We start from the raw sequence: 25,854 nt of genomic DNA on the forward strand, positions 1-25,854 counted from the left end.
CGGTTGCCTTCAGTCGTTGCCGCCGATGGGCTGGTCATAGATATAGCGGCGCGACCACGGCAGCGAGTCGGCGTGCAGCCCTGCCTTGTGGCACACCACCTGGTAGATCGACATCTTCTCGGTTTCGAAGGCGTGCGCGCAGCCGGCCAGGTAGACGCGCCAGATGCGGTATTTCTTCTCGCCCACCATGCTGCGAATGGTATCGCCGCGCGCCTCGAAGTTGTCGGCCCAGTGGTGCAGCGTGCGCGCGTAGTGCCGGCGCAGCAGCTCGACGTCGAAGGCTTCCAGGCCGCCTTGCTGCAGCGTGCGCAGCACCAGCCCGATATGCGGCAGTTCGCCCTGCGGGAATACGTAGCGGTCCATGAACTCGGCGCCGTCCATCGGCGTGGCGCCATTGTCGGGGTCGGGCGAGGTGATGCCGTGGTTCATGGCGAAGCCGTCGTCGGCCAGCAGCTCGCGGATGCGGCCAAAGTAGCCGGGCAGGTTGTCCTTGCCCACATGCTCGAACATGCCGACGCTGGTGATGCGGTCGAAGGTGCCGGTGGTGTCGCGGTAGTCTTGCAGCCGGATCTCGATGCGGTCGGACAGGCCCGCGGCCTTGACGCGCTCGGTGGCCAGGTCGAACTGGTTCTGCGACAGCGTGATACCCACGCAGCGCGCGCCGAACTTCTGCGCCGCGCGCAGCACCAGCGCGCCCCAGCCGCAGCCGATATCCAGCAGCGTCTGGCCCGGCTCCAGCCGGATCTTGGTCAGGATGTGGTCGATCTTCTTGATCTGCGCGGTGCCCAGGTCTTCGTCGCCGTGTTCGAAGTAGGCGCAGGAATAGACCATGTTGGGGTCGAGCCAGAGCTGGTAGAAGTCGTTGGAGACGTCGTAGTGGTACTGGATCGACTCTCTGTCTTGCTGCTTGGTATGCGAGAAGTGCTGCGCCACCTTGTACAGCGCCCCGCCGGCGCGCCGCGTGGCCGCGGCCGAGAAGCCGTAGCCCACCTTGATGATGTCCGCCAGCCGGCCGTCGAAATCGATCTTGCCCTGGACGTACGCCTCGCCCAGGTTGTCCAGGCTGGGGGTCAGCAGCAGCGGCAGGGCTGCGGCTTCGCGCACGGTCAGCGTCACCACCGGCTTGTCGAATTGCCCGAGCGGGTATTCGGCGCCATTCCACAGCCGCAGGCTGACCGGAAGATTGGCGTTCTCGCGCAGGTCGGCGATCCAGTTGTCGAGTTGCTTTTCCAGGGTTTGCTTGAAAAACATGCGCTTCACCTCCCGATGGTTGCGGCACACGCTTCGGCGGACGCATCCGGCAAGGAAAAACTGCGCGCAAACCTTGCCCGATCCGTCGCGAGCGCTGCAAGAAAAGAGTAGCCAAGCGACGCCTGTCTCACTTTAGTCCAATTCCGCAGCCCGTGCAGCGCACCGCCGGAAGACCCTGCCGTCGTCCCGGGAGAGGCGTAGACGCATCAGCGCGGACGCGCGCGGCGTCCGCGGCCCGGCTCAGGGCGACAGTCGCACGATCTGCCAGCCGGTGCCCGGCTGGACCCGGTAGGCGATGCGGTCATGCAGGCGCGATGGCCGCCCCTGCCAGAATTCCAGCGCGGTCGGCACCAGGCGGTAGCCGCCCCAGTAGGGCGGGCGCGGCGGGTTCTCGCCGAACTTGCTGCGGTATTCCTGCTCGCGCTGCTCCAGCACGTCGCGGCCGGGTACCTCCCGGCTCTGCGCGGAAGCCCAGGCGCCCACGCGCGAGCCCAGCGGACGCGTAGCGAAATAGGCGTCGCTTTCGTCCTCGGAAACCTTCTCGACGCGGCCTTCGACGCGCACCTGGCGCTCCAGCTGGACCCAGTGGAACAGCAGCGCTGCGCGCGGGTTTGCCGCCAGGTCCAGACCCTTGCGGCTTTCATAGTTGGTGAAGAAGGTGAAGCCGCGGTCGTCGATGCCCTTGAGCAGCACGATGCGCGCCGAGGGCTGGCCGTCGGCGTCGACCGTGGCCAGGGTCATGGCGTTGGGTTCAGGCAGCTTGGCTGTGACGGCCTCGTCGAACCAGCGCTTGAACTGGCTCATGGGGTCGGGGGCCACGTCGGATTCGGACAACGCGCCCAGCACATAGGTGCGGCGCAGGTCGGCAAGTTGGGTCATGTCGCAATCATCAGGGAGTCGGTCCGGAGGCGCGGTGCGCCCGGGGGGCGGGGGGCGCGGGTCCGGTTGATTCGAGTATAGCGAATGCATCGGGGGCCGCATTTGCGTGGCGACAAGCCCGGCCAGCGGTTGCCGGTGCGTCACCCGCCGGCAGTCGGTTGCGCCGGCGGCGCCAGCGCCTTGCGCCCCTGGCGCCGCGAATAGTAGCCGGCCGCGCCCATCGCGCCCGCCATTGACAGGAAGATCGGCAGCATGCCCAGCGCCGTGCCGACCACGCCGAAGGTAAGCGGCCATACCACCTGGCTGGTGTTGAGCACCGCCGAGCGCAGGCCCAGCGCCTCGCCCGCGCGGCCGTGCGGCGACGCGGTGTGCAGGATGTTCATGACATTGGGCTGGGCGCTGCCCAGCGCCAGGCCCAGCACGAAGGCCAGTGCGCACATCAGCCAGAAGTGCGCGGCGAAGGGATAGGCCAGGTAGGCCAGCGCACCCACCAGCAGGGCGGCGCGGATGATCTTCCATTCCGACAGCCGGCGCGACACCGCCGGCATCGCCACCCGGATGGCAAAGGTGGCGAAGGCGAAAGCGCCCAGCACCCAGCCGATCGACGACGGCGACAGCCCGATGCGCGAGCCCTGGATCGGGATCAGGAACGCGTGCAGGTCCCACGCGGCCGACAGCACCGCGCTGGCGACGAAGACCGCGCGCAGTTCGGGATGCTGCAGCAGGTCGAGCGTGGAGTGCCGGGTACCGTCCTCGATGGCGATGCGCCCGGCGTTGCCGCCGCGCGCGGGCAGCCGCGGACGCACCCATTGCAGCCCGGCCTGGCCGGCCAGCGCCACCGCCACCAGCACCGCGAAGGCGGGGCGGAAGCCCGCATGCTCGATCACGTAGCCCATTGCCACCGGCCCGAGCGTGCCGGACACCGACAGCCCCAGCGCATGCCAGGTGTAGTTGCGCAGCCGGGTGGCATCGGTCGAGACCTGCCCGATCAGCAGCTGCATCGCCACCTGGACCAGCATGAAGCCGACCCCGATCAGCGCGCACGACAGGTACAGCGCGTCCAGCTCGTGCCACAGCGCCGGCAGCAGCGTGCCGGCCACCACCATCAGCGAGCCCGCCATCATCGGCTTGCGCGGGCCGATCTGGTCGATGCGCTTGCCGGCGCGGATCGCCAGCAGCATCGGCAGCAGCGCGTACAGCGACATCAGCACGCCCAGCGTGACGGTGGAGGCCTTGAGGGAAATCGCGAACAGCGACACCACCACGCGGCTGGCATTGAAGGCCACGTGGTTGCACACCGTCAGTGCGATCAGCCAGGTGATCGGCGGGACGGCGGCATGCGTCAGCGTCATGGGGCGGGGCGGAGCGTGGTGGACCGCGCCTGATGCCGGCGGGGAGCCGTACCAGACGGGGCAAATCAGGAAAAAGGGCCGCAAAACAGGCAGCAAAAACAAAGGCGGCCGCAGCCGCGCCTTCTCAAGGATGCCACACGGGCGGGCCCGCGTCGCAGCCAATGCTTGCCATGCTTAAGCTTCTTGTAAATGGCCGTTTAATTATGCGCCTGAGCGCGGCGCGGCACAACGACAAGGTGCGTCAACTTGCCGCAGCGGCGCCAAGTGTTGCGATTTTGTTTAAACGGCGCGGGCCCCGGGTGGCGTGTGGGTCTATCCGCCCTGGTAGAACGACCCGTCGTTGCTGGGGCGCTGCGGCGCGCGCTCGTTGGCCGGGCGCTGCGGCGGGCGCTGGACGGCGGGACGGGACGGCTCGTTCCGGCTGGCAGCGGGGGCCTTTCCGGCACGGGCTTCGGCCGCGGGCTGGCCGGGGCGCGTGGCCGTGGCATCCGCGCCGGGCCGGCCTGTGTCCGTCGCGCCGGTGGCGTCGGCGGGCGCCGCCGCGGCCTTCGGGTCCTTGTAGGTCTTGCCGGGCGGTGGCGCGGTGGGGCGCTTGCGCAGTTCGGCCAGCAGCCTGGCGCACTGCGTGTCGTCGCCCCCAGGCGAAAGGTCGAGCAGCGGCAGCACCGCGGTGGCGACCGGCGCCAGCAGCGCCAGCGAGAGCGCGCCGCCGGCGCGCAGTGCCAGCACGCCGATATCGGGGCTGACGCGCGGGTTCTTCATGGTGCCGCCGACATACAGCGGCGAGCGCAGCGAGAAGATGCGCAGGCCCTTCGAGTCGGGGTGGATGGTCAGCGCCAGCCGCTCGCTGCGCAGGTCGATGCCGCCGGTGGTCTCGATCACCGCGTCCTGGGTGTCGAGCACGAAGGTGCGCGCGCGCGCCACCCCGTCGGTCATGGCGAAGTCGCTGACGCCGCAGTTGATCTGGACCGGCTTGTCGCCGAACAGCTTCGACACCACCAGGCTGCCGACATTCAGGCCGATCGCCTCGAGCAGGAACTTGCTGACCGTGCCGTTCTCGACCAGCAGCCGCGCCTCGCCGTTGGACGAGCCCAGCAACGCCGCCACGGAATTGCCGGTGGCCGACAGCTTGGCGCTGCCGTTGAGTTCGCCGATGCTGGCGCGCATCAGGTCGATGGTCGGGAACAGCTGCTTGAGCTTCATGCGCCGCGCCTTCAGGTCGACCATTGCGCCCATGGGCTCGCGCTTGCCGTCGAGCCGCACCGTCGACACCAGGTTGCCGCCCGCCACGCCAAAGTTGAGCGGGTCCAGCAGCAGCACGCCGTCTTGCAGCTTCAGGTGCGTGACCAGGTCGGTGATCGGCAGCTCGACATCGCGGATGATGCGCTTGCCGGTGAAGTGCACGTCGGCGTCGATCTCGTCCCAGCGCTCGGTGCGGAACGGCGCCACCGGCAGCGCCTTGTCCGCCGGCTGGGCCACCGGGCTGTCCTTGGCCGGGCGGCCGGGCTTGGCGTCGGCACCGATCAGCGGGGCCAGGTCGACGAAGCGCAGCTGGTTCGAAACCAGGTTGCCGGCCAGCAGCGGGCGCGGATCGCGCTTGGTGAAGGTGAGCGTGCCGGACAGGTCGCTGCCGCCGACGCGGCCGGTGAACTTCTGGTACTCGTAGATCGAGCCCTCCTTGCGCAGCGTCGCCATCAGCCGGCCACGGGTCTGGTACGGCGGCGTCGACGGCAGCACCACGCCGGTCAGCGCGTAGAGCTTCGCCATGCTGTCGCCGGCCAGGGTCAGGTGCACGTCCAGCGCCGCCAGGTGCGCCGGATTGGTGACCGTGCCTTCGATCTGGGCGCGCGTGGTGCCCACGCGCACATCCGCCTGGATCGGGAACGGCACGTCGGTATTGCGCAGGCTCAGCACCGTGCCGGCCTTGCCGCTGGCGTTGATGGTGGCCTCGTTGTAGCGCCCGGTCGCTTTCCAGCGCACGCCATAGCGGCCGTCGCTGCCATTGGCGGGCGCGGCGGAGGCCGGTCCGCCGGCGCGCGGCGCTGAGGCCGCCTGCGCGGCGCTGCCCGGTGGTCCGGGCGGCACGGCCGAGGCCTGCGGCTCGACCAGCGCGCCGTCGCGCGCCTTGTCATAGAGCGGTGCGTTGCCGATGGTGTCGAGTTCCGCCTGCAGCGAGATCTTCTTGAGCTGGTCGGTCAGCGCCAGGTTGCCGCGCGCCAGCACTACCTCGCCGACATCCAGCTGCCATTTCGAGGTGCCCTTTTTCGGGCCGGTATCGAAGGTCCAGTTGTTGCGGCTGTCGGGCAGGCGCTCCAGCCATACGGCGGGGCTGTCGATGACGATGGTCGGCACCGCGATCTCGTTGGCCAGCAGCGGCAGCGGGCGCAGCACGAAGATCAGCTCGCGCACGGTCGCCATATTGGGCTGCGCGGCCCAGTCCGGGTTGCCGACGGTGATGTCGCGCGCCGACAGCCGCGGCCACGGCACCAGCGTGCGCCAGCCTTTCTCGCCCTCGCCGCGGCGCCAGGTCACGGTCAGGTCGCCATTGATGGCAAAGGGGCGGCCGATGGCTTCGGAGACCCGGTCGTTGAGCCAGGGCTTGATCCGGTTCCAGTCGAAGGTCAGGATCACGACCACCAGCAGCGCGATCAGCGCGACCGGTGTCAGGACACTCCACAGAACGACCTTGCGGCGCACGGGCATGAGGCGGGCTCCTGGCTGGCGGGGGCGAGGGCCCGCGGAACCCGCGCGGGGCGGCGCGGCGAACGGACCACTGCAGGTCTATTGTATAGTTGCGCGCTTCCCGTCCTTGTCGGGGACTGGCTGACATCGCCGCCGGAAAATGCCGGATTTTTTGTTCCGGTATCGCCGTGCCCGGCGCGGCCCGCGTCCCGAGATCCGCTCCTTCCCGTATGAACGATGCAGCACACGAGCTCGCTGGCCTGCCCGAGCCGCTGACCCACGAAAGCCCGGCCGACGACGACTACCATCGACGCTTCGGCGGCGTGGCGCGGCTTTACGGCGCCGCCGGGCTGGCCCGGCTGGAGGCGGCGAGCGTGTGCGTGGTCGGCATCGGCGGGGTCGGCAGCTGGGCGGCCGAGGCGCTGGCGCGCAACGCGGTGGGCCGCATCACGCTGATCGATTTGGACCATATCGCGCTGTCCAACACCAACCGCCAGATCCATGCGCTGGGCGACGCCTACGGGCGTGCCAAGGTCGAGGCCATGGCCGAGCGCATCGTTGCCATCAACCCGCGTTGCCGCGTGACCCAGGTCGACGACTTTGTCACCGCCGACAACGTGCCGGACCTGCTCGGCGCCGGCTATGACTACGTGATCGACGCCATCGATGCAGTGCGCGTGAAGACCGCCATGCTGGGCTGGGCCAGGCGCCAGGGCGTGCCGTTGATTACCTGCGGCGGCGCTGGCGGCCAGCTCGATCCCACGCGCGTGCGCATCGACGACCTTGCGCGCACGATCCAGGATCCGCTGCTGTCCAAGGTGCGCGCCAGCCTGCGCAAGCAGTGGGGCTTTACCCGCGACCCGAAAAAGAAGTTCGGCATCGCGGCGGTCTATTCGGACGAGCCGCTGCAATATCCCGAGCCCGAGCAGCAGGCCTGCGAGATCGACGAGGCACCGCCGCTGGAGGTGCCGTCCGGCCAGGCCGCCGCGCGCGGGCCGCAAGGGCTGGCCTGCGCCGGCTTTGGCTCGTCGGTGGCGGTGACGGCGGTGTTCGGCTTTGTCGCGGCGTCGGCGGTGATCGGCGCGATCGCGCGCGGCTGAGACGCCTGCGCCGCGCCGTTCAGGCGCTCAGCGCGCGCAGCAGCGCGTCGATGTCGGCCGGTCCCGGTGCCTGGTTGTCGAAAAAGATCAGTTCCGGATAGTCGGCGGGCGCCGGCATGAAGCGCCGGGTCCGGTACGCGTCCCAGTGCGCCAGCTTGTAGGCGTCGTTGGGGTTGCCGCGCCGGACGATGCGCGCTTGGGCCTCGTCCTCGGGCAGGTGGACCCAGACCGTGCGCACCGTGGTGCCGGCGGGCACGTGCAGCCAGTCCGGGTCGTTCAGCAGGTGGGCGCGGACCTCGCGCGACAGCGGGCCGATCACGATCGCGCTGATGCCCAGCGCCAGGTTCTCGCGCGCGGTGTCGAGCAGGCCCTGGTATTCGGGGTCGCGCAGATGCTCCAGGTAGGCCGGGCTGTCGCGGTCGTTGGGGTCGCCGGTGATCGCGGCCATCGCCGCGGCGCTGTAGCGGCCGTACAGCGTGTCCTTGTCGAGCAGGCAGAACGGCTCGCCGGTGGCCTGCATCAGCGGGCCGATCAGGCGGTGGGCGAGGGTGGTCTTGCCGGTGCCGGCATGGCCGCAGAAGAAAATCAGTCGTGGCATGAGCGAAAGACGATAGGGGTGACGGACCGGCCGCATTGCCCACAGCATACCCGCTCGCTTGCGCCAGATCAGGCCCGGGTCGCGCCGATTCGGTATCCTTGCCGTTTTTCTCCACGCTTGCCGCCGCTTCCCATGGACGCCAAAGACCAGCTTTCCTCCGCCGGCCTGCCGGACCACCTGCACCTGGGCGAACCGGTCACCGACGCCACCCACGCCGAGTTCGTGCAGCTGCTGGCGGCGGTCGCCAGCGCCGACGACGACGCTTTCCTGGCGGCGATGGACGCATGGATCGACCACACCCGCCATCATTTCGCCCAGGAAGAGCAGTGGATGGAAGCCATGGGCTTCGGCCCGCGCCATTGCCACGCGGGCGAGCACCAGCAGGTGCTGGCGGTGGCCGTCGCGGTGCGCGACAAGGTCCACAGCGATGCCGAGTTCCAGCTCGGCCGCCGGCTGGTGGCCGAGCTGTCAGGCTGGTTCGACCATCACGTCAAGTCGATGGACGCGATGATGGTCGAGCATATGCGCGAGAACGGCTTCACGCTGATCGAAGGCCCCGCCACGGCGGCGTGATTGCCGCCGGCGTGGCGCTCAGGCCTGGCGCGCTGCGTCGCGGTCGATCACCACGAAGTATTTGCGCACCGGGTCCAGCACCTGGAACACGCCGGTAAAGCCGCCCGGGATCACGCAGGCATCGCCGGGGCCGAATTCGCTGGCATGGCCGCTGTCGTCGCTGATGCGGATGCGGCCGCTGATGACGTGGAAGAACTCTTCCTTGCCCGCCGGGAAGGCGATGCGCCACGCGCCCGGCTCGCACGCCCAGATACCGCAATCGAAATCGCCATGCTGCGCGCTGTAGTGCGTCCAGGTGGTGCGGTCCGGATTGCCCGACACCAGCCGGTCGGGGCGCGGACGGTCGTGGCTTGGGGCGGGTTCGGTCTTGAAGTCGATCAGGCGGGGCGCGGTCATGGCAGCGGGCGAATCGGTGATGCGGAACTGGGGATCCACCAGTTTACCGCGCCGGGCCCGCATCGCCGTCAGTTCAGCGACGTGCTCAGCTGGCGGCGCCAGCGCGACACCACCTCGGGCCGGTCGGCCAGCATCTCGAATACCGACAGCATGGTGCGGCGGCCGATATCGTCCTCGAAGCCGCGGTCGGTGCGCACGATCGCCAGCAACTGTTCCAGCGCCGGCTCGTACTGCTGCTGCGCGATCATCAGCCGCGCCAGGTCCAGGCGCGCGGCGAGGTCGCGCGGATCGGCGTCGATGCGACCGGCCAGGGTGGCCGCGTCGGGCAGGCCGGCGGCGTTCTCCATCGCATCGATGCGCGTGCGCAGCGCGCCGTAGCCATCTTCCTGTTCCGCGCGTGGCGACAGCGCCGCGAACTCGGCCCTGGCCCGGTCGATGGCGTTGCCGTCCAGCAGGAAGCTGATATAGGCCAGGCGCGGGGCATCGGATTCCGGATCCGCCGCGATCGCGTCGGCGAACAAGGTCTCGGCGCCGTCGCGGTTGCCCGCGGCGGCCAGTTCCAGCGCGTGGGCCAGCGGCGAGCCGGCCTGGGCCTGGCCCGGCGCCAGCCGGCCCAGGAACTCGCGCAGGCCCGATTCCGACAGCACGCCGATGAACTGGTCCACCGCCTGGCCGTCGGCAATCGCCACCACATGCGGAATGCTGCGCACGCCGAAGTGCGCGGCCAGTTCCTGGTTCTCGTCGACATTGACCTTGACCAGCTTCCACTGACCGTCGGCCTCGGCTTCCAGACGTTCCAGCATCGGGCCCAGGGTGCGGCAGGGGCCGCACCACGGGGCCCAGAAATCGACCAGCACGGGAGCCTGGCGCGAGGCGTCGATCACTTCGGTTTCAAAATTCTGCAGGGTGACGTCGCTCATGGGGAATCCTGGACGGGAGAAAGATGGGGGAATCGATATCCCCTATTGTGAGGGCGAAGGCGCCGAATGCAACGCCCGTTGCCGCGGGCGCACCGTCGCCGTCCGGGAAGTCACCCGGTTGAAAATAGAACGATCGTTCGGTTATAGTCCTTGACCATACGACAGACCCGGTCCGCGAGACCGCACAGGAGACCCTTCATGCCGAACCCCGCCCGCCCGCATTTCCAGTTCTGGCCAAAGCGCCTGCCGCCCGCCATCGTGCTGCCGGAAACGTCGCTGTGGGCCAACCTGGAGGTCTCGGCGCTGCGCTACGCCGACAAGGCCGCGATCCGCTATTTCGGCAACGCCATCAGCTTCCGTGAGCTGCAGGCCCAGGCCACCGCGCTGGCCGGCTGGCTGCAGCAGAAGGCGGGCGTGAAGAAGGGCGACCGGGTGCTGCTGTACATGCAGAACTGCCCGCAGTTCATCGTCAGCTACTACGCCATCCTGCGCGCCGACGCGGTGGTGGTGCCGGTCAACCCGATGAACCGCGCCGAGGAGTTCAAGCACTACGTCACCGACGCCCAGGCGCGCGTGGCCATCTTCACCGCCGATCTTGCCGCCGGCGTCGAGCAGGCGCAGGCCGAGCTGGAACCGGCGCAGCGCCTGCAACACCTGCTGGTGACCCAATACGCCGACGCGCTGCCGCCGGCCCACGAACATCCGGAAGACGCGCCGCCGGCCTGGCTGACCACGCCGCATCCGTTGCCCGCGGGCGCCACCGCCTGGGCCGAGGCGCTGGGCGCGGGCCTGCAGCCGGGGCCGCATACCGCCGGCCCGGACGACATGGCGGTGATGCCGTACACCTCGGGCACCACCGGCTTTCCCAAGGGCTGCATCCACACCCACCGCTCGGTGATGCACAACATCGTCGGCGGCGCGACCTGGTCGGGCTCGGGCGCGGAGTCGGTGGTGCTGTCGGTGCTGCCGCTGTTCCATGTCACCGGCATGCAGTACGGCATGAACGGGCCGATCTACAGCGGCGCCACCGTGGTGATGCTGCCGCGCTGGGACCGCGAAGTGGCGGGGCGCCTGATCTCGCGCTACCAGGTCACGCACTGGACCAATATCCCGACCATGGTGATCGACTTCCTGGCCAGCCCCAACCTGGCTGAGTTCGACCTGTCGAGCCTGCGCTATATCGGCGGCGGCGGTGCGGCCATGCCGCAAGCGGTGGCCGAGCGCCTGCGCGAGCAGTTCGGGCTGAATTACCTGGAGGGCTACGGGCTGTCCGAGACCATGGCGCCGACCCACAGCAACCCGTCGGACCGGCCCAAGCTGCAGTGCCTGGGCGTGCCGACCTTCAACACCGACGCGCGCGTGGTCGACCCGGTCACGCTGAAGGAGCTGCCGCCCAACGAGATCGGCGAGATCATCGTCAGCGGGCCGCAGGTGTTCAAGGGCTACTGGGGCAAGGAGGATGCCACGCGCGAGGCCTTCATCGAATTCGAGGGCAAGACCTTCTTCCGCACCGGCGACCTGGGCCGCATGGACGAAGAGGGCTATTACTTCATCACCGACCGGCTCAAGCGCATGATCAATGCGTCGGGCTTCAAGGTGTGGCCGGCCGAGGTCGAGAACCTGCTGTACAAGCACCCCGACGTGCAGGAGGCCTGCATCATCGGCACGCGTGACCCGTACCGCGGCGAGACCGTCAAGGCGGTGGTGGTGCTGCGCGCCCATGCCAGGGGCAAGACCACGCCGGAGCAGATCATCGACTGGGCCAAGGACAACATGGCTGCCTACAAGTATCCGCGCGTGGTGGAGTTCGTCGAGGCCCTGCCGAAGTCGGGCACCGGCAAGGTGATGTGGCGCCATCTGCAGGAAAGCGAGAACGCGCGCAATCCGGCCGCAGGCGCGGCGCCGGCGGCCTGAGTCCGCGGGCCCGGGCATGAAAAAAGGCTGGTCGCCCGACCAGCCTTTTTTCTTTCTGCGTGTCCCGGGCTCAATGCCCGCGCACCCGCATCAGCATCTTCACCATGGTCTTGTAGCCCCGTTGGCGCGCATGGCGCGTGGGTGTCACGCCTTCGCGGTCGGCCAGGTTGGCGTCGGCGCCCGCATCCAGCAGCAGCTGCACCGTATCCTCGTAGCGCGCGCTGCCGTCGCCCAGGATCACCGCCTCCAGCAGCGCGGTCCAGCCCAGGTCGTTGACGTGGTCGACGGCAATGCCGGCCTTGAGCAGCAGCTTTACCACTTCCACATGGCCCTGCTGGCTGGCCACGATCAGCGCGGTGCCATGGTAGCGGTCGGTGCTGGCGAGGTCGGCGCCGTGCGCCAGCGCCAGCCGCACCATGTCGGCCTGGCCGGTGGCGGCGGCCAGCAGGAACGGGCTGTTGGCATCGGCGTCCTTCAGGTTGACGTCGGCGCCGGCCAGCATCAGCGTGCGCGCGACCTCGGTGCGGCGGTTCTGCACGGCCGCCAGCAGCGCGCTGCGGCCCTGCACGTCGGCGGCGCGGGCCGAGGCACCCGCGGCCAGCAGGCGCGACACCAGGACCTGGTCGCCGGCGCTGGCGGCGGTGATCAGGTTGCGGTCGAGCGTGCCGATGGCGTCGCGGCCAGCCAGTCCGCGGGGCGCCTGCGGGGCGGGGCCGCGCGGCGGGCGCGCCGCGGGCGGGTTGGCGGCACCGCCCGCGGGACGCGCCGCCAGGGTCTGGCTGCCCTGCGCCGCCAGCAGGCCGCCGCCCATCAGCAAGCCCATCAGCCCCAGCAACTCATTGAGTGCCTGTCTGCGGGTGCGGGTGCGGGCGGCGGGGCGCGTCATGACGGCAGCTCCTGGGCTCAGACGGTTTCGTGAGGGCTGGCCGGCAGCGCGAGGTTGTCCGGCGCCTGGGCGGCAGGTTCGGCGGCGGGTTCGGCGGCATCTCCCGCCTGCAGCTGGCGCCAGAGCCGCCCGAGGTAGGGATCGTCGACACCGTTGGTGGCCAGCCCAAGCAGGGTTTGCTGCAGGTATTCGCGAGCCGGGCCGTACAGGCCGGCGGCGTGGCGCAGCCGTTCCACCACGCTGGCGTCAGGCAGCCGGCCGGCGTAGGCCTCGTGGGAACGGTTCATGACGAAGGCCAGCGCGCGCTGCTCCGGCGCGCCGGCGGCGCCGACGCGGATGCGCAGCCAGCGCGGATGGTAGGCGCCGGTCAGCATCTCGCGCCGCCACAGCACGCGGAACTCCTGCTCGACCACATGGCTGGGCACGCGGAACACCATGCCGTGGCAGCAGCCGCCGCGGTCCAGCCCGAGCACCAGCCCGGGATTGTCCCAGGTACCGCGGTTGATGCGGGAATAGAGGTAGAAGCCGCGGTGGTAGCCGTGCACCGTGGCGCGCTGGCGCTCGGTATGCACCACCATCGGGTTCCAGATCAGCGAGCCGTAGCCGAAGACCCAGACATCGCCGCCCAGCGCGGGATCGTCGGGGCGGCGCGCCAGCGTATCGGCCAGCGATTGCTCCAGCGCGGCCTCGGGCAACAGCGAGGACGCAACCGGAGTGCTGCACAGCGAGGTGCGCAGCCGGTCGGATTCGAGGTCCTGTCGCGTAATGGCCATGCTGCAAGCATAAATCAAAGCAGCGGCCCGGGCGGGCCGGGGAAATGCCACAAGTGGCACTTTTGTTCGGAATTGTCCGAGTCAGCGGTCCGGGTGTGGGTGCCAGACAACGGTCCGGGCCGCGTGGTGCGGCTGCCGCTCGCCGTGGCCGTGCGCCGCCCATCCTTGTCGGTGGTCAGCCCGGCGCGAATTGCGCGCCGCTGGCGCCGCCGAGTCCTTACAATGGGGCCTCAATCCAACCCAGGGGGAACCTGCGATGGCACGTACGCTTACGGTGGTGTTCGGCAGCGGCAAGGAATATGACTTCACGATCGGCACGGACGAGCTGGCCGCGGTCACCGAGGATGCAGCCTGGCGCTGGTTCGACCGGGAATACACCGAGCTGGACTGCCAGGCATCGAGCCCGGTGGGCAAGGTGCTGGTGATCGACAAGATCCTGAATGTCGCCAAGTTCTCGGGGGAAGCGCGCTTCTCCGGCGATGCTGCCTGGGCGCAGGACTATGCGCGCCATGCGGCGCGGCTGCTGGACCGGGACAAGGTCCGCGTCGATGTCGGCAACGCCGCCATCGGCTTCTGAGGGCGCCCGGGCAGGGCGCCCGGGCTGAACACTCCGGCCGGGACGCCGCTCCTGCGGGAGCGGCGTGGCGCCGGCCTGGATCGTTGGCTTAAACTGCCAGCAGTTCCACTTCAAACAGCAGCGTCGCGTTGGGCGGGATCACGCCGCCGGCGCCGCGCGCACCGTAGCCCAGGTCGGCCGGGATCACCAGGCGGCGCACGCCACCGACCTTCATGCCCTGCACGCCCTCGTCCCAGCCGCGGATCACATGGCCGGCGCCCAGCGGGAACACGAACGGGTCGTTGCGGTCCTTGCTCGAATCGAACTTGCGGCCGGCCTGGCCGTTCTCGTACAGCCAGCCGGTGTAGTGCACGGTGACATGCTTGCCGGCGGTGGCTTCGGCGCCGGAGCCGACGGTGGTGTCTTCGTATTGCAGGCCAGAGGGCGTGGTTTGCATGGCGTTGTTTCCTTGCGATGGAAAAGACGTGGACAGGGAAGATGAGCGCAGCGCCGCTGCGCTCAGGCTTGGGCGCGCTGGAGCACTTCCAGCGTCAGTTGTACGTTGCGATCGTCGTCGGCCACCCAGATATCGCCGTCCTGGATCGTCACCGACAGGCGCATGGCGCGCTGCGCCAGCGCGGCCAGCGCGTCGACGGCCTCTGCCGGGACATTGTAGACGGTGACGTTGCGCAGCTTGCCGGCCTTGCCCGCCATGCCCTTCCACCACTCGCGCGCGCTCGCGGCATTGTAGGTGTAGACGGTCACGCGCTCGGCGCGGGCCGCGGCGCGTTTCAGGCGGGCCTCGTCGGGCTGGCCCAGCTCGACCCAATGGGCGATGTCGCCGGTCAGGCGCTTGTCCCACAGGTCGGGCTCATCGGGTTCGTCGAGGCCGCGGGTAAAGGCCAGGGTTTCGCTGGCTTCGCAGGCAAAGGCCAGCAGGCGCACCATCATGCGCGCGTCGTTCTCGGACGGGTGCTGGGCGATGGTCAGGCTGTGGCTGCCGTAATAAGGCCGGTCCATGTCCGATACGGACAGTTCGGCCTTGAAGATGGTGGATTTGAGCGCCATGAGGTGAGGTGAGCGGCAGGCGCCCCGGGCTGGGGTGCGTACGACGCAAAAGGCCGCATCATACGCGATTCAACGCCGGCAATTCAAAGCCGGCGCCTCAGCGCTTGCGGTATTCCTTCAGGTAGAAGCGCAGCAGCGCCGAGGCCAGCAGGGTGCCGAGGAAGGCCGCCGCCACCAGCAGCGCCTGGCCCGGCGGGGTATCGATCTGGCCGGCGAGGCCGAGGCGGAACAGCCAGGTGCCGACCATCATCGCCAGGAACGGCATCAGCAGCGCGCCGCGCCCGTAGGTGCGCACCGCCCACAGCGGGAAGCGGCGCAGGAAGTCGCCCGGAATGCTGCAGGCCAGGCAGGCTCCGGCAGCCGCCAGCGCGGCGGCCACGATGTCGCCGGAATGAATCTCGAACATGGTCTCTGTCTCGCGTCGCCGCACACGCGCACGAAGCGTGGCAGGGATTTTGCAAAGCGCTGATTCTACAAGAGAAATTTGTGGCGCAGGTGACGAGTAGGGTAAGCGCGGGGTCAGCGCGGAACGCTTGCCGCGGGCGATGCCTCGACCGCCACTTGCAGCGTCACGATATCGCCGACCTCGGGCAGGAAGCGAGTCATGCCGAAGGCACTGCGCGGCACTTCGGCGCGGAAGTCGCCGCCGCAGACGTGCCGGCGCACGCCGAACAGCGTGACCTCGCCGCAGCGGAAACGCTCCGCCAGCAGGCGCACAGGCCGGGTCACCCCATGCAGCGTCAGCTCGCCTTCCACGGCAGCGAGGTGGCCAGCTTCAGACAGGAAGCGGTCGGCGCGCAGCCGCGCCACCGGGTGCTCGGCAATATCGAAGAACTGCGCCGAGCGCAGCACGCCGTCCAGCGTGCGGTTGCCGGTATCGACCGAGCCCAGGTCCACGGTCACGTCGATTGCGCCGGCGCCGCTGTCCGCGTCATAGACCAGGCGGCCGTCGATCTTGCCGAAGCGCCCGCGCACCGAACTGCGTTCGAAATGGCTGGCCGAGAAATAGACGGTGGTATGGGCCGGATCCAGGGTGTACTCGACCGGCGCCGCGTGGACGGCAGGGATGCCGATGGCGGCCATCAGTACCAGCGCGCGCAGGGCCATGGGCGTCAGTGGACAAAGACCGGCAGCAGGAAGATCCCCGCCACCGTCAGGTAGCCGATGGTCCAGCACAGCGTGCGCAGGGTAGCGCGGTCGGTGATGTAGCACAGGGTGTAGAGCACGCGCACCGCGATAAAGGCCATCGCCAGTTCGTCGACGCGGGCCTGCGGCGCCTGCAGGTAGGTGGCGCTCAGCACCGCCGCGGCAAAGAAGGGGAAGGCCTCGAAATGGTTGCGATGCGCCAGGTCGGCGCGGCGTGCGCGGCCGGATTGCCGTTCCAGCCAGCCGCGCGGGTCATGGTTGTCATAGCCCGGCGCGCTGGCCTTGGCGATGGCCACCGTCGCCAGCGGCAGGACGCCGGCCAGCAGCACGCACCAGAAAGCGATCGGCATAGTCATCCTTTCGGTTGCAGTGCCGGCGCCAGCCGCAATCGGCGGCGCGCCGGCCGGTCCGCGCGCTCAGGCGGCGACCACGCGGATCTCGATGCCCGCCAGGCCCACCACCTGCCCGGCGCGGATCTTCGCAGTCTTGCGCGATTCGGGCGCGCCGTCCACCGAGACCTCGCCGGCCGCGACCAGCGCCTTGCCGGCGCCGCCGCTGTCGCACACGCCCGCCAGCTTGAGCAGGTCATTGAGGGCGATGAACTCGCCCTCGAGCGGGAAGGTGATGGTCTGCACCGTTGCCTTGCCAGGTTTGGCCATCACTTGCCCCAGCTGTCTTTGAGGCCGACGATGCGGTTGAACACCGGCTTGCCCGGCGTCGAATCGCTGCGGTCGGCGACGAAGTAGCCGTGGCGCTCGAACTGGAAGCGGTCTTCGGGCTGCGCCTCGCGCAGGCCGGGCTCCAGGTAGGCGGTGATCACCTGCTTGGAATCCGGGTTGAGCGCATCGAGGAAGTTCTTGCCGCCGGCATCCGGATTGGGATCGTTGAACAGGCGGTCGTACAGGCGCACCTCGGCTTCATACGCATGCGCGGCGCTGACCCAGTGGATCACGCCCTTGACCTTGACGCTGTCGGCGCCCGGCGTGCCGCTCTTGGTGTCGGGCAGGTAGCTGGCATGCACGGCGACCACGTTGCCGTCGGCATCCTTGTCCACGCCGGTGCACTCGATGACGTAGCCGTACTTCAGGCGCACCTTGTTGCCGGGGAACAGGCGGAAGTAGCCCTTGGGCGGGGTCTCGTTGAAGTCCTCGCGCTCGATCCACAGCTCGCGCGACAGCGGGAACACCCGCTTGCCCAGTTCCGGCTTCTTGGGGTGGACCGGCGCCGAGCATTCCTCGCTCTGGCCTTCGGGGTAGTTGTCGATGATCAGCCTGAGCGGGTCCAGCACCGCCACGCCGCGGGCGGCGCGGCCGTCGAGGTCGTCGCGCACCGAGCCTTCGAGGGTGCTCATGTCGATCCAGCTGTCGGCCTTGGCCACGCCGACGCGGTCGCAGAACAGCTGGATCGATTCCGGCGTGTAGCCGCGGCGGCGCACGCCCACCAGCGTCGGCATGCGCGGATCGTCCCAGCCGTCGACGCGCTGTTCGTCGACCAGCTGCTTGAGCTTGCGCTTGCTGGTGATGGCGTAGGTCAGGTTCAGCCGCGCGAACTCATACTGGTGCGGCAGCGGGTCGCGGAACACGCCGCTGTCGCGCAGGTGCTCCAGCACCCAGTCGTACAGCGGGCGGTTGTTCTCGAACTCCAGCGTGCACAAGGAGTGAGTGATGTTCTCCAGCGCGTCCGAGATGCAGTGCGTGAAGTCGTACATCGGGTAGATGCACCACTTGTCGCCGGTGCGGTGGTGATGCGCGTGGCGGATGCGGTAGAGCACCGGGTCGCGCATGACGATGTTGGGCGCGGCCATGTCGATCTTCGCGCGCAGCACGTGCTCGCCGTCGGCGTACTTGCCGGCGCGCATGTCGCGGAACAGCTGCAGGTTTTCCTCGACGCTGCGGTCGCGGAAGGGCGAGGGCTTGCCCGGTTCGGAGAAATTGCCGCGGCTGGCGGCGATCTGCTCGGCCGACTGGCTGTCGACGTAGGCGGCGCCGCGCTCGATCAGCGTTTCGGCAAAGGCGTAGAGCTGGTCGAAGTAGTCGCTGGCGTAGTACAGGTGCGGCTGCGCGGCGCCGTCCTTGCCGGTGCTGTCCCAGGAGAAGCCGAGCCAGTGCACGGCGTCGATGATGGAGTCGACGTATTCGGTGTCTTCCTTGACCGGATTGGTGTCGTCGAAGCGCAGGTGGCAGCGGCCGCCGTAGTCGCGCGCCAGCCCGAAGTTCAGGCAGATGCTCTTGGCATGGCCGATATGCAGGTAGCCGTTGGGCTCCGGCGGGAAGCGGGTGATGACGGTCGGCAGCGGCTCGCCTTGCTTGTCCTGGCGGCCGGCATAGGTGCCGGCGGCGAGGTCCTGGTCGATGATGCTGCGCAGGAAGTTGGAGGCGGCTGGGGTGCTGTCGGTAGGCTTGTTGTCGTGGCTCATGATGGCGCCGGTTGGCCGGCCGCAAGCGCCTGCAAGGCGTGGGGGCCGGGTCGTCGGATTGCGTGGCGGAATGCCAATAGCGGGATTTTACCGTGCCGGCGGCGCCGCACGCCGTGAGCATCGGCTCATTTGTGGTCCGGTTCGTTGCCGGCACAAGTTGCCTGCACCGAAAGTGACGTGTCGGAGTAGCATGGAGACCCGTGCCGGCCGGCCACGGCCGACAGTCATCCATCGCAGCAGGAACGCCCATGAACGCCCCCACCGCTGCGGCACAAGTGCCGCCCATGCCCCTCGATGTCGTCGGCGCGCTGTGGCGCGATGCCGGCCTGCCTGACGTTGCACTGGCACGGCTGCGCCTGGATGGCGCCGAGCCGGTGCTGCCTTCGAGCTTTGCCGTGGGCACCGCGGCGCAAGCCAGCCTGGCCGCGTCGGCGCTGGCCGCCGCCACGCTGTGGCAAGGCCGCAGCGGCCGCTGGCAGGAGGTCAGCGTCGACATGCGCCATGCCATCACCGAGTTCCGCAGCGAGCGCTACCTGCGCGTCGATGGCGGCCCGGCGCCGGAGCTGTGGGACAAGATCGCCGGCATTTACCGTTGCGGCGACGGCCGCTGGGTCCGGCTGCACACCAATTTTCCGCATCACCGCGACGGCGTGCTGCGGCTGCTGGGCTGCGCCTATGACAAGGCCGCGGTACAGGCGGCGCTGGAGAAATGGGAGGCCGAGGCGTTCGAAACGGCCGCATCCGACGCCGGCCTCGTGGTGGCCGCGCTGCGCAGCTTCGATGAATGGGACCGCCACCCGCAGGCGGCGGCGCTGCGCGGCCTGCCGCCGCTGACGCTGGAGCGGATCGGCGACGCCCCGCCGCAGCCGCTGCCGGCGCCGGTGTCGGCGCGGGTGTCGGCGGGCGAGCAGCCGTTGTCGGGCGTGCGCGTGCTCGATTTCACCCGCATCATCGCCGGCCCGGTGGCGGGCCGCACGCTGGCCGCACATGGCGCCGACGTGCTGCTGGTGACCGCGCCGCACCTGCCGTCGATCGCACCGCTGGTGATCGACACCGGCCGCGGCAAGCGCAGCTGCCAGCTGGACCTGCGCGATGCCGACGACAAGCGCACGCTGCACAAGCTGCTGCACGGCGCCGACGTGCTGGTGCAAGGCTACCGTCCCGGCGGCCTGGCTGAACTGGGCGCGGGCCCGGAGGCCGCGGCGCGCGCCCGTCCGGGCATCGTCTATGTGTCGCTGAGCGCGTATGGCCACGTCGGGCCGTGGGCGCACAAGCGCGGCTTCGATTCGCTGGTGCAGACCGCCACCGGCTTCAACCACGCCGAGGCGGAAGCCGGCGGCAGCAAGGACGGCATCAACATGCCGCGCCCGTTGCCGGCCCAGGTGCTGGACCACGCCGCGGGCTACCTGCTGGCATTCGGCGCGATGGCGGCGCTGCACCGGCGCGCGGTGGAGGGGGGCAGCTGGCATGTGCGCGTGTCGCTGGCGCAGGTAGGGCAGTGGCTGCGCGGACTCGGGCGCGTGGCCGACGGGCTCAAGGCGCCCGAGCAGAAGATCGACGACGTGGCCGACCTGCTCGAAGCGGTGCCATCCGGCTTCGGCATGCTGACGGTGGTGCGCCACGCCGCGCAGCTGGCCGAGACCCCGGCGCGCTGGACGCTGCCGTCCGAGCCGCTCGGCACGCACGCGCCGGAGTGGCTGCCGCGCTAGTAGAGCGTGGTGCGCTGCCGCTCGGGCAGGTCGCGGTCATAGGCGGCGCCGTCGATGGCGTTGCCGCTCAGCGTGGCCAGGATCTCGCCGTTGCTGGGCAGGGACTGGCGCGCGACCTGCGACTGCGCGGCCCACAGGCGCGAGCGGATCAGCGCGCGGGCGCACTGGAAGAACACCGCCTGCACCGTGATCACCAGCACCGTGGTCGGGGCCTTGCCGTCCACGACGCAGCGCGCGATCAGCGCCGGATCGACGCTGATCTGCGCGGTGCCGTTGACGCGGATGGTCTCGTTGATGCCGGGGATCACGAACAGCAGGCCCACGCGCGGATCGGCAACGATATTGCGCAGGCTGTCGATGCGGTTGTTGCCGCGCCGGTCCGGCAGCAGCAGCGTGCGCGGGTCCAGCACCTGGACGAAGCCAGGGGCGTCGCCGCGCGGCGAGCATTCGGCCCAGTCCTGCCCGACCGTCGACAGCAGGCAGAACGGCGCCGCTTCGATAAAGGCCTGGTAGTGCGGGTGCAGGTAATCGACTTGCTTGGATAGCGAGGGCGCCGCCGGTTGCGCGTAGAGCGCTTCCAGTTCGGCCAGCGTGGTGATGGCGTGCGGGGTCATGGCAGGCTGGGCGTGGGTGGGCGTAGGTGGGGCGAAAGCGTCAATGTAACGCACTAGCGCGGCGCGCAGGCCTTACACGGTTACGGTGCCCCGGCCGATCTCCAGCACGCGCCCGCCCACGCGGATTGCGCCCTCGGCATCGACGGCCAGGCGCAGCCGGCAGGGGCGGCCCACGGCCTCGCCCTGGTCGATCGCACAGGCAGCCGGCAGCGCATGGCCGGTGGCCAGCAGCCAGCCGCCCAGGTTGGCACAGGCCGAGCCCGTGCCGGGATCCTCGGCCACGCCGCCGCCCTGCTTGGTGAAGAAGTAGCGCGACAGCACGCGCCCGGGCTGTTCGGGGTCGAAAGCAAAGACGTAGGCGGTCTTGCGGCCCAGGCTGCTTTGCGGCCAGATGCCGAGCCGCGCGCTGTCCGGATGGGCGCGGCGCACGGCGTCGACACTGCGCACCGGCACCAGCAGCTGGTCGGCGCCGGTATCGACCCACATGGGCGGCATCAGCAGGTCTTGTTCCCGCAGGCCGAGCAGGCTGGCCATGTCGGCGTTGGGCAGCCCGGCCGGCGCGGTCCTCGGCTTGCCGCGGTGGGGCGCGGTGAAAGTCCAGACCTCTGCCTGCGCGGTCACGGGCACCACGCCCGCGGCGAACTCCAGCGCCAGCGCATCGCCGGTGCGGGCGAGGTCGCGCACCACGTGCGCGGTGCCCAGCGTCGGATGGCCGGCGAAGCGCATCTCATAGCCGGTGGTGAAGATGCGCACCCGCGCGCTGGCCTGTTCCGACGGCAGGATAAAGGTGGTTTCCGACAGGTTGAACTGCAGCGCCAGCGCCTGCATGGTGGCGTCGTCCATGCCGCGCGCATCCTCGAACACGCACAGGGGATTGCCGCCGAAGGTGGATTCGGCAAAGACGTTGAGCAGGCGGAAGGCGTAGGTGGTCATGGCGTGGGGACTCCCGGGATTCTTCCGTCACAGTGTACGGAGACCGGGCCGGCGGGCCATGGACAATTGGTGGGTTTGCGAGCGGGCCAGTTGGACCGGCGCTGTTCTCGCGATGCCGTTCGCAGCAAGCTCCCCTCGCCCGCTTGCGGGAGAGGGGCGGGGGAGAGGGCCGGCGCTGGCCGAAGCCAACATGCTGGAGAAAACCATTGGCCCCGTTTTGTGTGGTTCCTGGCCAAACCACCCTCACCCCGGCCCTCTCCCCGTGAGGGGAGAGGGAGTAAACAAATGGTGGTTCGGGGCGGCGTTGGTGCTCCCGAATCTGGTGCTCAGAACCCCACCGCCTGCCCGTCGCGCCGGCTGTCGCTGGCCGCGACGTAGCCGTGCTCGGCGTCGTCCGACAGGCGCCAGATGAATTGCCCGGAGCCGAAGTCCATGTACGGATCGTCCACCGACTTGAGCTGGTGGCCGCGCGCCTTCAGGCCCTCGACCGTGGCCGGGTCCATGGTGCCTTCGACGTCCAGCGTGAAGTCGCGGTTGACCTTCCAGCGCGGCGCGCAGCAGGCCGCCTGCGGCTGCTGGTTGTAGTCAAGCATGCGCACCACGGTCTGCACGTGGCCCTGCGGCTGCATGTCGCCGCCCATCACGCCGAAGCTCATCACCGGCTGGCCGTTCTTTGTCAGGAAGGCCGGGATGATGGTGTGGAACGGACGCTTGCCGCCCGCGACCACATTGGCGGATTTCGGATCCATCGAGAAGCCGACGCCGCGGTTCTGCAGGCTGATGCCGGTGCCCGGCACCACCACGCCCGAGCCGAAGCCCATGTAGTTCGACTGGATGAACGAGATCATCATGCCGTTCTCGTCCGCCGCGGTCAGGTAGATGGTGCCGCCGACCTTGGGCATGCCGAAGTTGAAATGCGTGGCGCGCTGCATGTCGATCAGCCTGGCGCGCGACTTCAGGTAGGCGTCGTCCAGCATCTGCTCGGGCGTGACTTCCATGCTGCGCGGATCCGCCACGTACTGGTACAGGTCGGCGAAGGCCAGCTTCATGGCCTCGATCTGCAGGTGCTGCGAATCGACCGAATCCACCGGGATCGAGGCCAGGTCGAACTGGTCGAGGATGCCCAGCGCGATCAGCGCGGCGATGCCCTGGCCATTGGGCGGGATTTCGTGCAGCTCGTAGCCGCGATAGGACTTGCTGATCGGCTTGACCCAGTCGGGCTGGTAGTTGCGCAGGTCGTCGAGCGTCATCGCGCCGCCGCACTGCTTGCTGAAGGCGGCGATCTTCTCGGCGATCTCGCCTTCGTAGTAGGCGCGGCCGCGGGTCGCGCCGATCTGGCGCAGGGTCTCGGCGGCGGCCTTCATGGTGAATTTCTCGCCCACCGCCGGGGCGCGGCCGTTGGGCATGAAGGTGTCGGCGTAGCCGGGCTGGTCCTTCAGTTCCGGCACCGCGGCAGCCCACTTGTGCGCCACCACCGGCGGCACGGCGTAGCCGCGCTCGGCGATCTCGACCGCCGGCTCCATCAGGTCGGCGAACGGCAGCTTGCCGAAACGCTCGTGCAGCGCGGCCCAGCCGGCGACCATGCCGGGGACGGTGACCGAGTCCCAGCCGCGGATCGGCCGGTTGGCGAGGCCGGCGGCGTCGGTGCCGTACCTGGCCTTGAAGTATTCCGGGCTCCATGCCGCCGGGGCCACGCCCGACGAGTTCAGGCCGTGCAGCGACTTGCCGTCCCACAGGATGGCGAAGGCGTCGCTGCCCAGGCCGCACGACACCGGCTCGACGATGGTGATGGCGGCGGCCGCGGCGATGGCGGCATCGACGGCGTTGCCGCCCTTGAGCAGCATGCGCAGGCCGGCCTGCGCGGCGAGCGGGTGCGAGGTCGAGACCACGTTGCGCGCAAACAGCGGGATGCGCACGGACGGGTAGGGGTTGGTCCAGTTGAAGTTCTGCATGGGTAAGTCCTTTGTGCTCGGTGCGCCCGGGGGCGCTCGGTGGCGTACTTATTCTGCCGTGATCTTGCGATCCCTGATCAGCTTGCCCCAGCGCGCGCTGTCCTGCTTCACCATGGCCGCGAACTGGGCGGGCGTGCCGCCAACCGGTTCGGCGCCCAGCTTGGCCAGCCGCTCCTTCACCTCGGGCGACTGGATGGCCTTGTTGAACTCGGCATTGAGGCGGTTGACGATATCGGCCGGCATGCCCCTGGGGCCATAGATGCCGAACCAGGTATCGGAGACGAAGCCCGGCAGGCCCGATTCGCTGGCGGTGGGGATTTCCGGCGCCAGCGGCGAGCGCCTGGCGCTGGTCACCGCCAGCGCCTTGAGCTTGCCGTCCTTCACATGCGGCAGGCCCGACACGATGCTGTCGAACAGCACCTGCACCTTGCCGGAGATCAGGTCAGGCACAGCCAGCGCAGTGCCGCGGTAAGGGATGTGGGTGATGAACACGCCGGCCTGCGTCTTGAACGCCTCGGTGGTCAGGTGCACCACGGTGCCGTTGCCGCTCGAGGCGTAGTTCAGCTCGCCGGGATGCTTCTTGGCGTAGTCGACCAGTTCGCGCACGTTCTTCACCGGCAGGCTGTTGGGCACCACCAGCACGTTGGTGGCGATCGCGACCTGGCCCACCGGCGTGAAGTCGGTCTCGGTCTGGTACGGCAAGCGGGGATTGATGTGCGGGCCGATCGAATGCGTGCTGGTGGTGGCGATCAGCAGCGTATAGCCGTCGGGCGCGGCCTTGGCAGCCATGTCCGAGCCGATCGCGCCGCCGGCGCCGGGACGGTTGTCGACCACGATCTGCTGGCCCATGTTGCTGCCCACCTTCTGCGCGATGGCGCGGGCCAGCAGGTCGGTCGCGCCGCTGGCGGGGAAGGGCACGAACAGCCGGATCGGCTTGCTCGGATAGGTGTCGGCCAATGCAGGGGTGGCGGCCAGGCACAGGCCGATGCCGAGGCCGGTGCCGAGGCGGCGCAGCCAGGATGTCATGGGTGTCTCCGGAGAATCAGGCGCAGGACGGATTGATGATCGGCCTTCATTATTCCGTGCCGGCGGTCACAAAGAAAGCTAATATTTCTTTCCGATGTCGCAAGAATTTTTTAAGTATTGAACGCCCTGGCGACAGGGGCGTTTTTTGCCTGGTGTGCATCATGAGCACTGTCCGTTTCCTTCGTACCTTCGTCGCCGTGGCCGATCACGGCTCGTTCGCCGCCGCCGCGGCGCAGGTGGCGCTGACCCAGGCGGCGGTCAGCCTGCAGATGCGCGCGCTGGAGACCGAGCTGCGCCGCGAACTGTTCGACCGCAACGGCCGGGTGGCGGTGCTCAATGCGGATGGCCGTGCGCTGCTGCCGCAGGCACGCAAGCTGCTGGCGCTGTATGACGAGATGCGGTTGCCGCTGGCGTCGGCTGAAGCCATGGCGGGCGCGGTCGCGGTGGGCGCGGTGGTGTCGGTGATGGGCGGCCTGTCGCACGCGGTGGCGCGCATGAAGCGCACCTATCCGGCCCTCGATGTGCGCCTGGTCGGCGCCAAGTCGATCGAGCTGGCGGCGCAGGTGGAGGCCGGCGAACTCGACGCCGCCATCCTGGTGGAAGGCGCCGCGCGCGTGCCCGGCACGCTGCGCTGGACGCCGCTGTACCAGGAGCCGCTGGTGGCCATCGCCGCGCGCGGCAGCCCGGGCCGCGACGCGCGCGAGGCGCTCGCGGCCAACCCCTACCTGCGCTTCGACCGCAGCCAGCGCACCGGCGTGCTGGTGGAGCGCGCGCTGCGCCGCGCCCACCTGAAGGTCAATGAGTTCCTGGAACTGAACGCGATCGAGGCGCTGGTCGAACTGGTGCGGCAGGAGGTGGGGGTGACCGTGGTGCCACTGCTGCGGCGGGCGCGCTGGCGCGACGACGACGCCTTGCGCGTGCTGCCGCTGCTGGTCAACGGCGAGCCGGTGATGCGCCAGATCGGCATGCTGGAGCGGCGCGACCACGGCCGCGGACAGGTCACGGCGGCGGTGCGCGCGGCCTGCAGCGAACTGTTCGGCGCCTAGCGGCGACGGGCGGCGGACGAAAAAAAGGGCACCTCGCGGTGCCCTTCAGCGTTGTTGCCGCCGG

At 69.3% G+C, this 25,854-nt stretch carries 26 protein-coding genes; 6 read left to right on the forward strand and 20 right to left on the reverse strand.

Annotated elements, in window-relative coordinates; translation table 11 throughout:
- Window positions 1–9 precede the first annotated feature (9 nt).
- The 4 genes from FHX60_RS02730 to FHX60_RS02745 form a co-directional block, all read right to left on the reverse strand.
- A complete protein-coding gene (locus FHX60_RS02730) occupies window positions 10–1,251 on the reverse strand; it encodes a class I SAM-dependent methyltransferase (RefSeq protein WP_183282492.1) in 1,242 nt (413 codons plus the stop codon).
- 240 nt (window positions 1,252–1,491) lie between these two features.
- Window positions 1,492–2,130 (reverse strand): pyridoxamine 5'-phosphate oxidase, encoded by a 639-nt coding sequence (gene pdxH / locus FHX60_RS02735; protein WP_092306955.1) that lies wholly within the window; start codon window positions 2,128–2,130, stop codon window positions 1,492–1,494.
- A 140-nt stretch (window positions 2,131–2,270) separates the two neighbouring features.
- The gene (locus tag FHX60_RS02740) at window positions 2,271–3,482 is read right to left on the reverse strand and encodes an MFS transporter (protein WP_112774490.1); all 1,212 of its coding nucleotides are present in this window, start codon (window positions 3,480–3,482) and stop codon (window positions 2,271–2,273) included.
- 312 nt (window positions 3,483–3,794) lie between these two features.
- Complete coding sequence (locus FHX60_RS02745) at window positions 3,795–6,185, reverse strand: AsmA family protein (RefSeq protein ID WP_112774491.1); 2,391 nt, start codon at window positions 6,183–6,185, stop codon at window positions 3,795–3,797.
- Between the two features lie 209 nt (window positions 6,186–6,394).
- Here FHX60_RS02745 and tcdA point away from each other — a divergent pair, with 209 nt between their 5' ends.
- Window positions 6,395–7,264 carry a tRNA cyclic N6-threonylcarbamoyladenosine(37) synthase TcdA gene (gene tcdA, locus FHX60_RS02750; protein ID WP_183282493.1) on the forward strand — a complete coding sequence of 290 codons (870 nt, stop codon included), beginning with the start codon at window positions 6,395–6,397 and terminating at the stop codon, window positions 7,262–7,264.
- 19 nt (window positions 7,265–7,283) lie between these two features.
- Here the strand turns inward: tcdA and FHX60_RS02755 are convergent, their stop codons facing one another.
- Entirely contained in the window at window positions 7,284–7,862 is a 579-nt protein-coding gene (locus FHX60_RS02755) for a P-loop nucleotide/nucleoside kinase family protein (RefSeq protein ID WP_183282494.1), read from the reverse strand.
- Window positions 7,863–7,994: 132 nt separating this feature from the next.
- Between FHX60_RS02755 and FHX60_RS02760 the strand changes: the two genes are divergently transcribed.
- Window positions 7,995–8,435 carry a bacteriohemerythrin gene (locus FHX60_RS02760; RefSeq protein WP_112774494.1) on the forward strand — a complete coding sequence of 147 codons (441 nt, stop codon included), beginning with the start codon at window positions 7,995–7,997 and terminating at the stop codon, window positions 8,433–8,435.
- An 18-nt stretch (window positions 8,436–8,453) separates the two neighbouring features.
- On the opposite strand, the gene FHX60_RS02765 is transcribed toward FHX60_RS02760, so the two are convergent.
- Both FHX60_RS02765 and trxA read right to left on the reverse strand, forming a co-directional pair.
- Window positions 8,454–8,831: a cupin domain-containing protein gene (locus FHX60_RS02765; RefSeq protein ID WP_092306967.1), complete on the reverse strand. Its 378-nt coding sequence runs from the start codon at window positions 8,829–8,831 to the stop codon at window positions 8,454–8,456.
- Window positions 8,832–8,899: 68 nt separating this feature from the next.
- On the reverse strand, window positions 8,900–9,751 hold the full coding sequence (gene trxA, locus FHX60_RS02770) for a thioredoxin (protein WP_183282495.1): 852 nt from the start codon (window positions 9,749–9,751) through the stop codon (window positions 8,900–8,902).
- Between the two features lie 198 nt (window positions 9,752–9,949).
- Here trxA and FHX60_RS02775 point away from each other — a divergent pair, with 198 nt between their 5' ends.
- Entirely contained in the window at window positions 9,950–11,665 is a 1,716-nt protein-coding gene (locus FHX60_RS02775; protein WP_183282496.1) for a long-chain fatty acid--CoA ligase, read from the forward strand.
- Window positions 11,666–11,735: 70 nt separating this feature from the next.
- On the opposite strand, the gene FHX60_RS02780 is transcribed toward FHX60_RS02775, so the two are convergent.
- Window positions 11,736–12,551, reverse strand: coding sequence for an ankyrin repeat domain-containing protein (locus FHX60_RS02780; protein ID WP_183282497.1), 816 nt, complete (start codon window positions 12,549–12,551; stop codon window positions 11,736–11,738).
- 17 nt (window positions 12,552–12,568) lie between these two features.
- Window positions 12,569–13,324: a gamma-glutamylcyclotransferase gene (locus FHX60_RS02785; RefSeq protein ID WP_221209885.1), complete on the reverse strand. Its 756-nt coding sequence runs from the start codon at window positions 13,322–13,324 to the stop codon at window positions 12,569–12,571.
- Between the two features lie 256 nt (window positions 13,325–13,580).
- Between FHX60_RS02785 and FHX60_RS02790 the strand changes: the two genes are divergently transcribed.
- On the forward strand, window positions 13,581–13,901 hold the full coding sequence (locus tag FHX60_RS02790; protein ID WP_062801360.1) for a hypothetical protein: 321 nt from the start codon (window positions 13,581–13,583) through the stop codon (window positions 13,899–13,901).
- 88 nt (window positions 13,902–13,989) lie between these two features.
- Here FHX60_RS02790 and FHX60_RS02795 read toward each other — a convergent pair whose 3' ends face one another.
- The 7 genes from FHX60_RS02795 to FHX60_RS02825 form a co-directional block, all read right to left on the reverse strand.
- The gene (locus tag FHX60_RS02795) at window positions 13,990–14,337 is read right to left on the reverse strand and encodes an FKBP-type peptidyl-prolyl cis-trans isomerase (protein WP_018008195.1); all 348 of its coding nucleotides are present in this window, start codon (window positions 14,335–14,337) and stop codon (window positions 13,990–13,992) included.
- A 62-nt stretch (window positions 14,338–14,399) separates the two neighbouring features.
- Entirely contained in the window at window positions 14,400–14,948 is a 549-nt protein-coding gene (locus tag FHX60_RS02800; RefSeq protein WP_012353517.1) for a YaeQ family protein, read from the reverse strand.
- Between the two features lie 97 nt (window positions 14,949–15,045).
- Window positions 15,046–15,354, reverse strand: coding sequence for a hypothetical protein (locus tag FHX60_RS02805; RefSeq protein ID WP_092306981.1), 309 nt, complete (start codon window positions 15,352–15,354; stop codon window positions 15,046–15,048).
- Between the two features lie 113 nt (window positions 15,355–15,467).
- A complete protein-coding gene (locus FHX60_RS02810; protein WP_183282498.1) occupies window positions 15,468–16,055 on the reverse strand; it encodes a YceI family protein in 588 nt (195 codons plus the stop codon).
- Between the two features lie 5 nt (window positions 16,056–16,060).
- Window positions 16,061–16,444 (reverse strand): MAPEG family protein, encoded by a 384-nt coding sequence (locus FHX60_RS02815; protein WP_112774500.1) that lies wholly within the window; start codon window positions 16,442–16,444, stop codon window positions 16,061–16,063.
- 66 nt (window positions 16,445–16,510) lie between these two features.
- On the reverse strand, window positions 16,511–16,753 hold the full coding sequence (locus FHX60_RS02820) for an RNA-binding S4 domain-containing protein (protein ID WP_112774501.1): 243 nt from the start codon (window positions 16,751–16,753) through the stop codon (window positions 16,511–16,513).
- Entirely contained in the window at window positions 16,753–18,510 is a 1,758-nt protein-coding gene (locus FHX60_RS02825; protein ID WP_092306987.1) for a glutamine--tRNA ligase/YqeY domain fusion protein, read from the reverse strand. Before FHX60_RS02825 ends, FHX60_RS02820 begins: the two co-directional genes overlap by 1 nt.
- 248 nt (window positions 18,511–18,758) lie before the next feature.
- Between FHX60_RS02825 and FHX60_RS02830 the strand changes: the two genes are divergently transcribed.
- Complete coding sequence (locus tag FHX60_RS02830; protein ID WP_183282499.1) at window positions 18,759–20,219, forward strand: CoA transferase; 1,461 nt, start codon at window positions 18,759–18,761, stop codon at window positions 20,217–20,219.
- Here FHX60_RS02830 and FHX60_RS02835 read toward each other — a convergent pair.
- The 4 genes from FHX60_RS02835 to FHX60_RS02850 form a co-directional block, all read right to left on the reverse strand.
- Window positions 20,216–20,833 (reverse strand): pyridoxamine 5'-phosphate oxidase family protein, encoded by a 618-nt coding sequence (locus tag FHX60_RS02835; protein WP_092306991.1) that lies wholly within the window; start codon window positions 20,831–20,833, stop codon window positions 20,216–20,218. The two genes, FHX60_RS02830 and FHX60_RS02835, sit on opposite strands and share 4 nt — an antisense overlap.
- Window positions 20,834–20,905: 72 nt before the next feature.
- On the reverse strand, window positions 20,906–21,766 hold the full coding sequence (locus tag FHX60_RS02840; protein WP_183282500.1) for a PhzF family protein: 861 nt from the start codon (window positions 21,764–21,766) through the stop codon (window positions 20,906–20,908).
- 326 nt (window positions 21,767–22,092) lie between these two features.
- Complete coding sequence (ggt, locus tag FHX60_RS02845) at window positions 22,093–23,718, reverse strand: gamma-glutamyltransferase (protein WP_183282501.1); 1,626 nt, start codon at window positions 23,716–23,718, stop codon at window positions 22,093–22,095.
- A gap of 48 nt (window positions 23,719–23,766) precedes the next feature.
- Window positions 23,767–24,744, reverse strand: coding sequence for a Bug family tripartite tricarboxylate transporter substrate binding protein (locus tag FHX60_RS02850; protein WP_183282502.1), 978 nt, complete (start codon window positions 24,742–24,744; stop codon window positions 23,767–23,769).
- A 161-nt stretch (window positions 24,745–24,905) separates the two neighbouring features.
- On the opposite strand from FHX60_RS02850, the gene FHX60_RS02855 reads away from it, so the two are divergent.
- On the forward strand, window positions 24,906–25,790 hold the full coding sequence (locus FHX60_RS02855) for a LysR substrate-binding domain-containing protein (RefSeq protein WP_092306999.1): 885 nt from the start codon (window positions 24,906–24,908) through the stop codon (window positions 25,788–25,790).
- Window positions 25,791–25,854: the final 64 nt, after the last annotated feature.

The sequence above is a fragment of the Cupriavidus alkaliphilus genome (assembly GCF_014191175.1).
Lineage (GTDB): Bacteria > Pseudomonadota > Gammaproteobacteria > Burkholderiales > Burkholderiaceae > Cupriavidus > Cupriavidus alkaliphilus.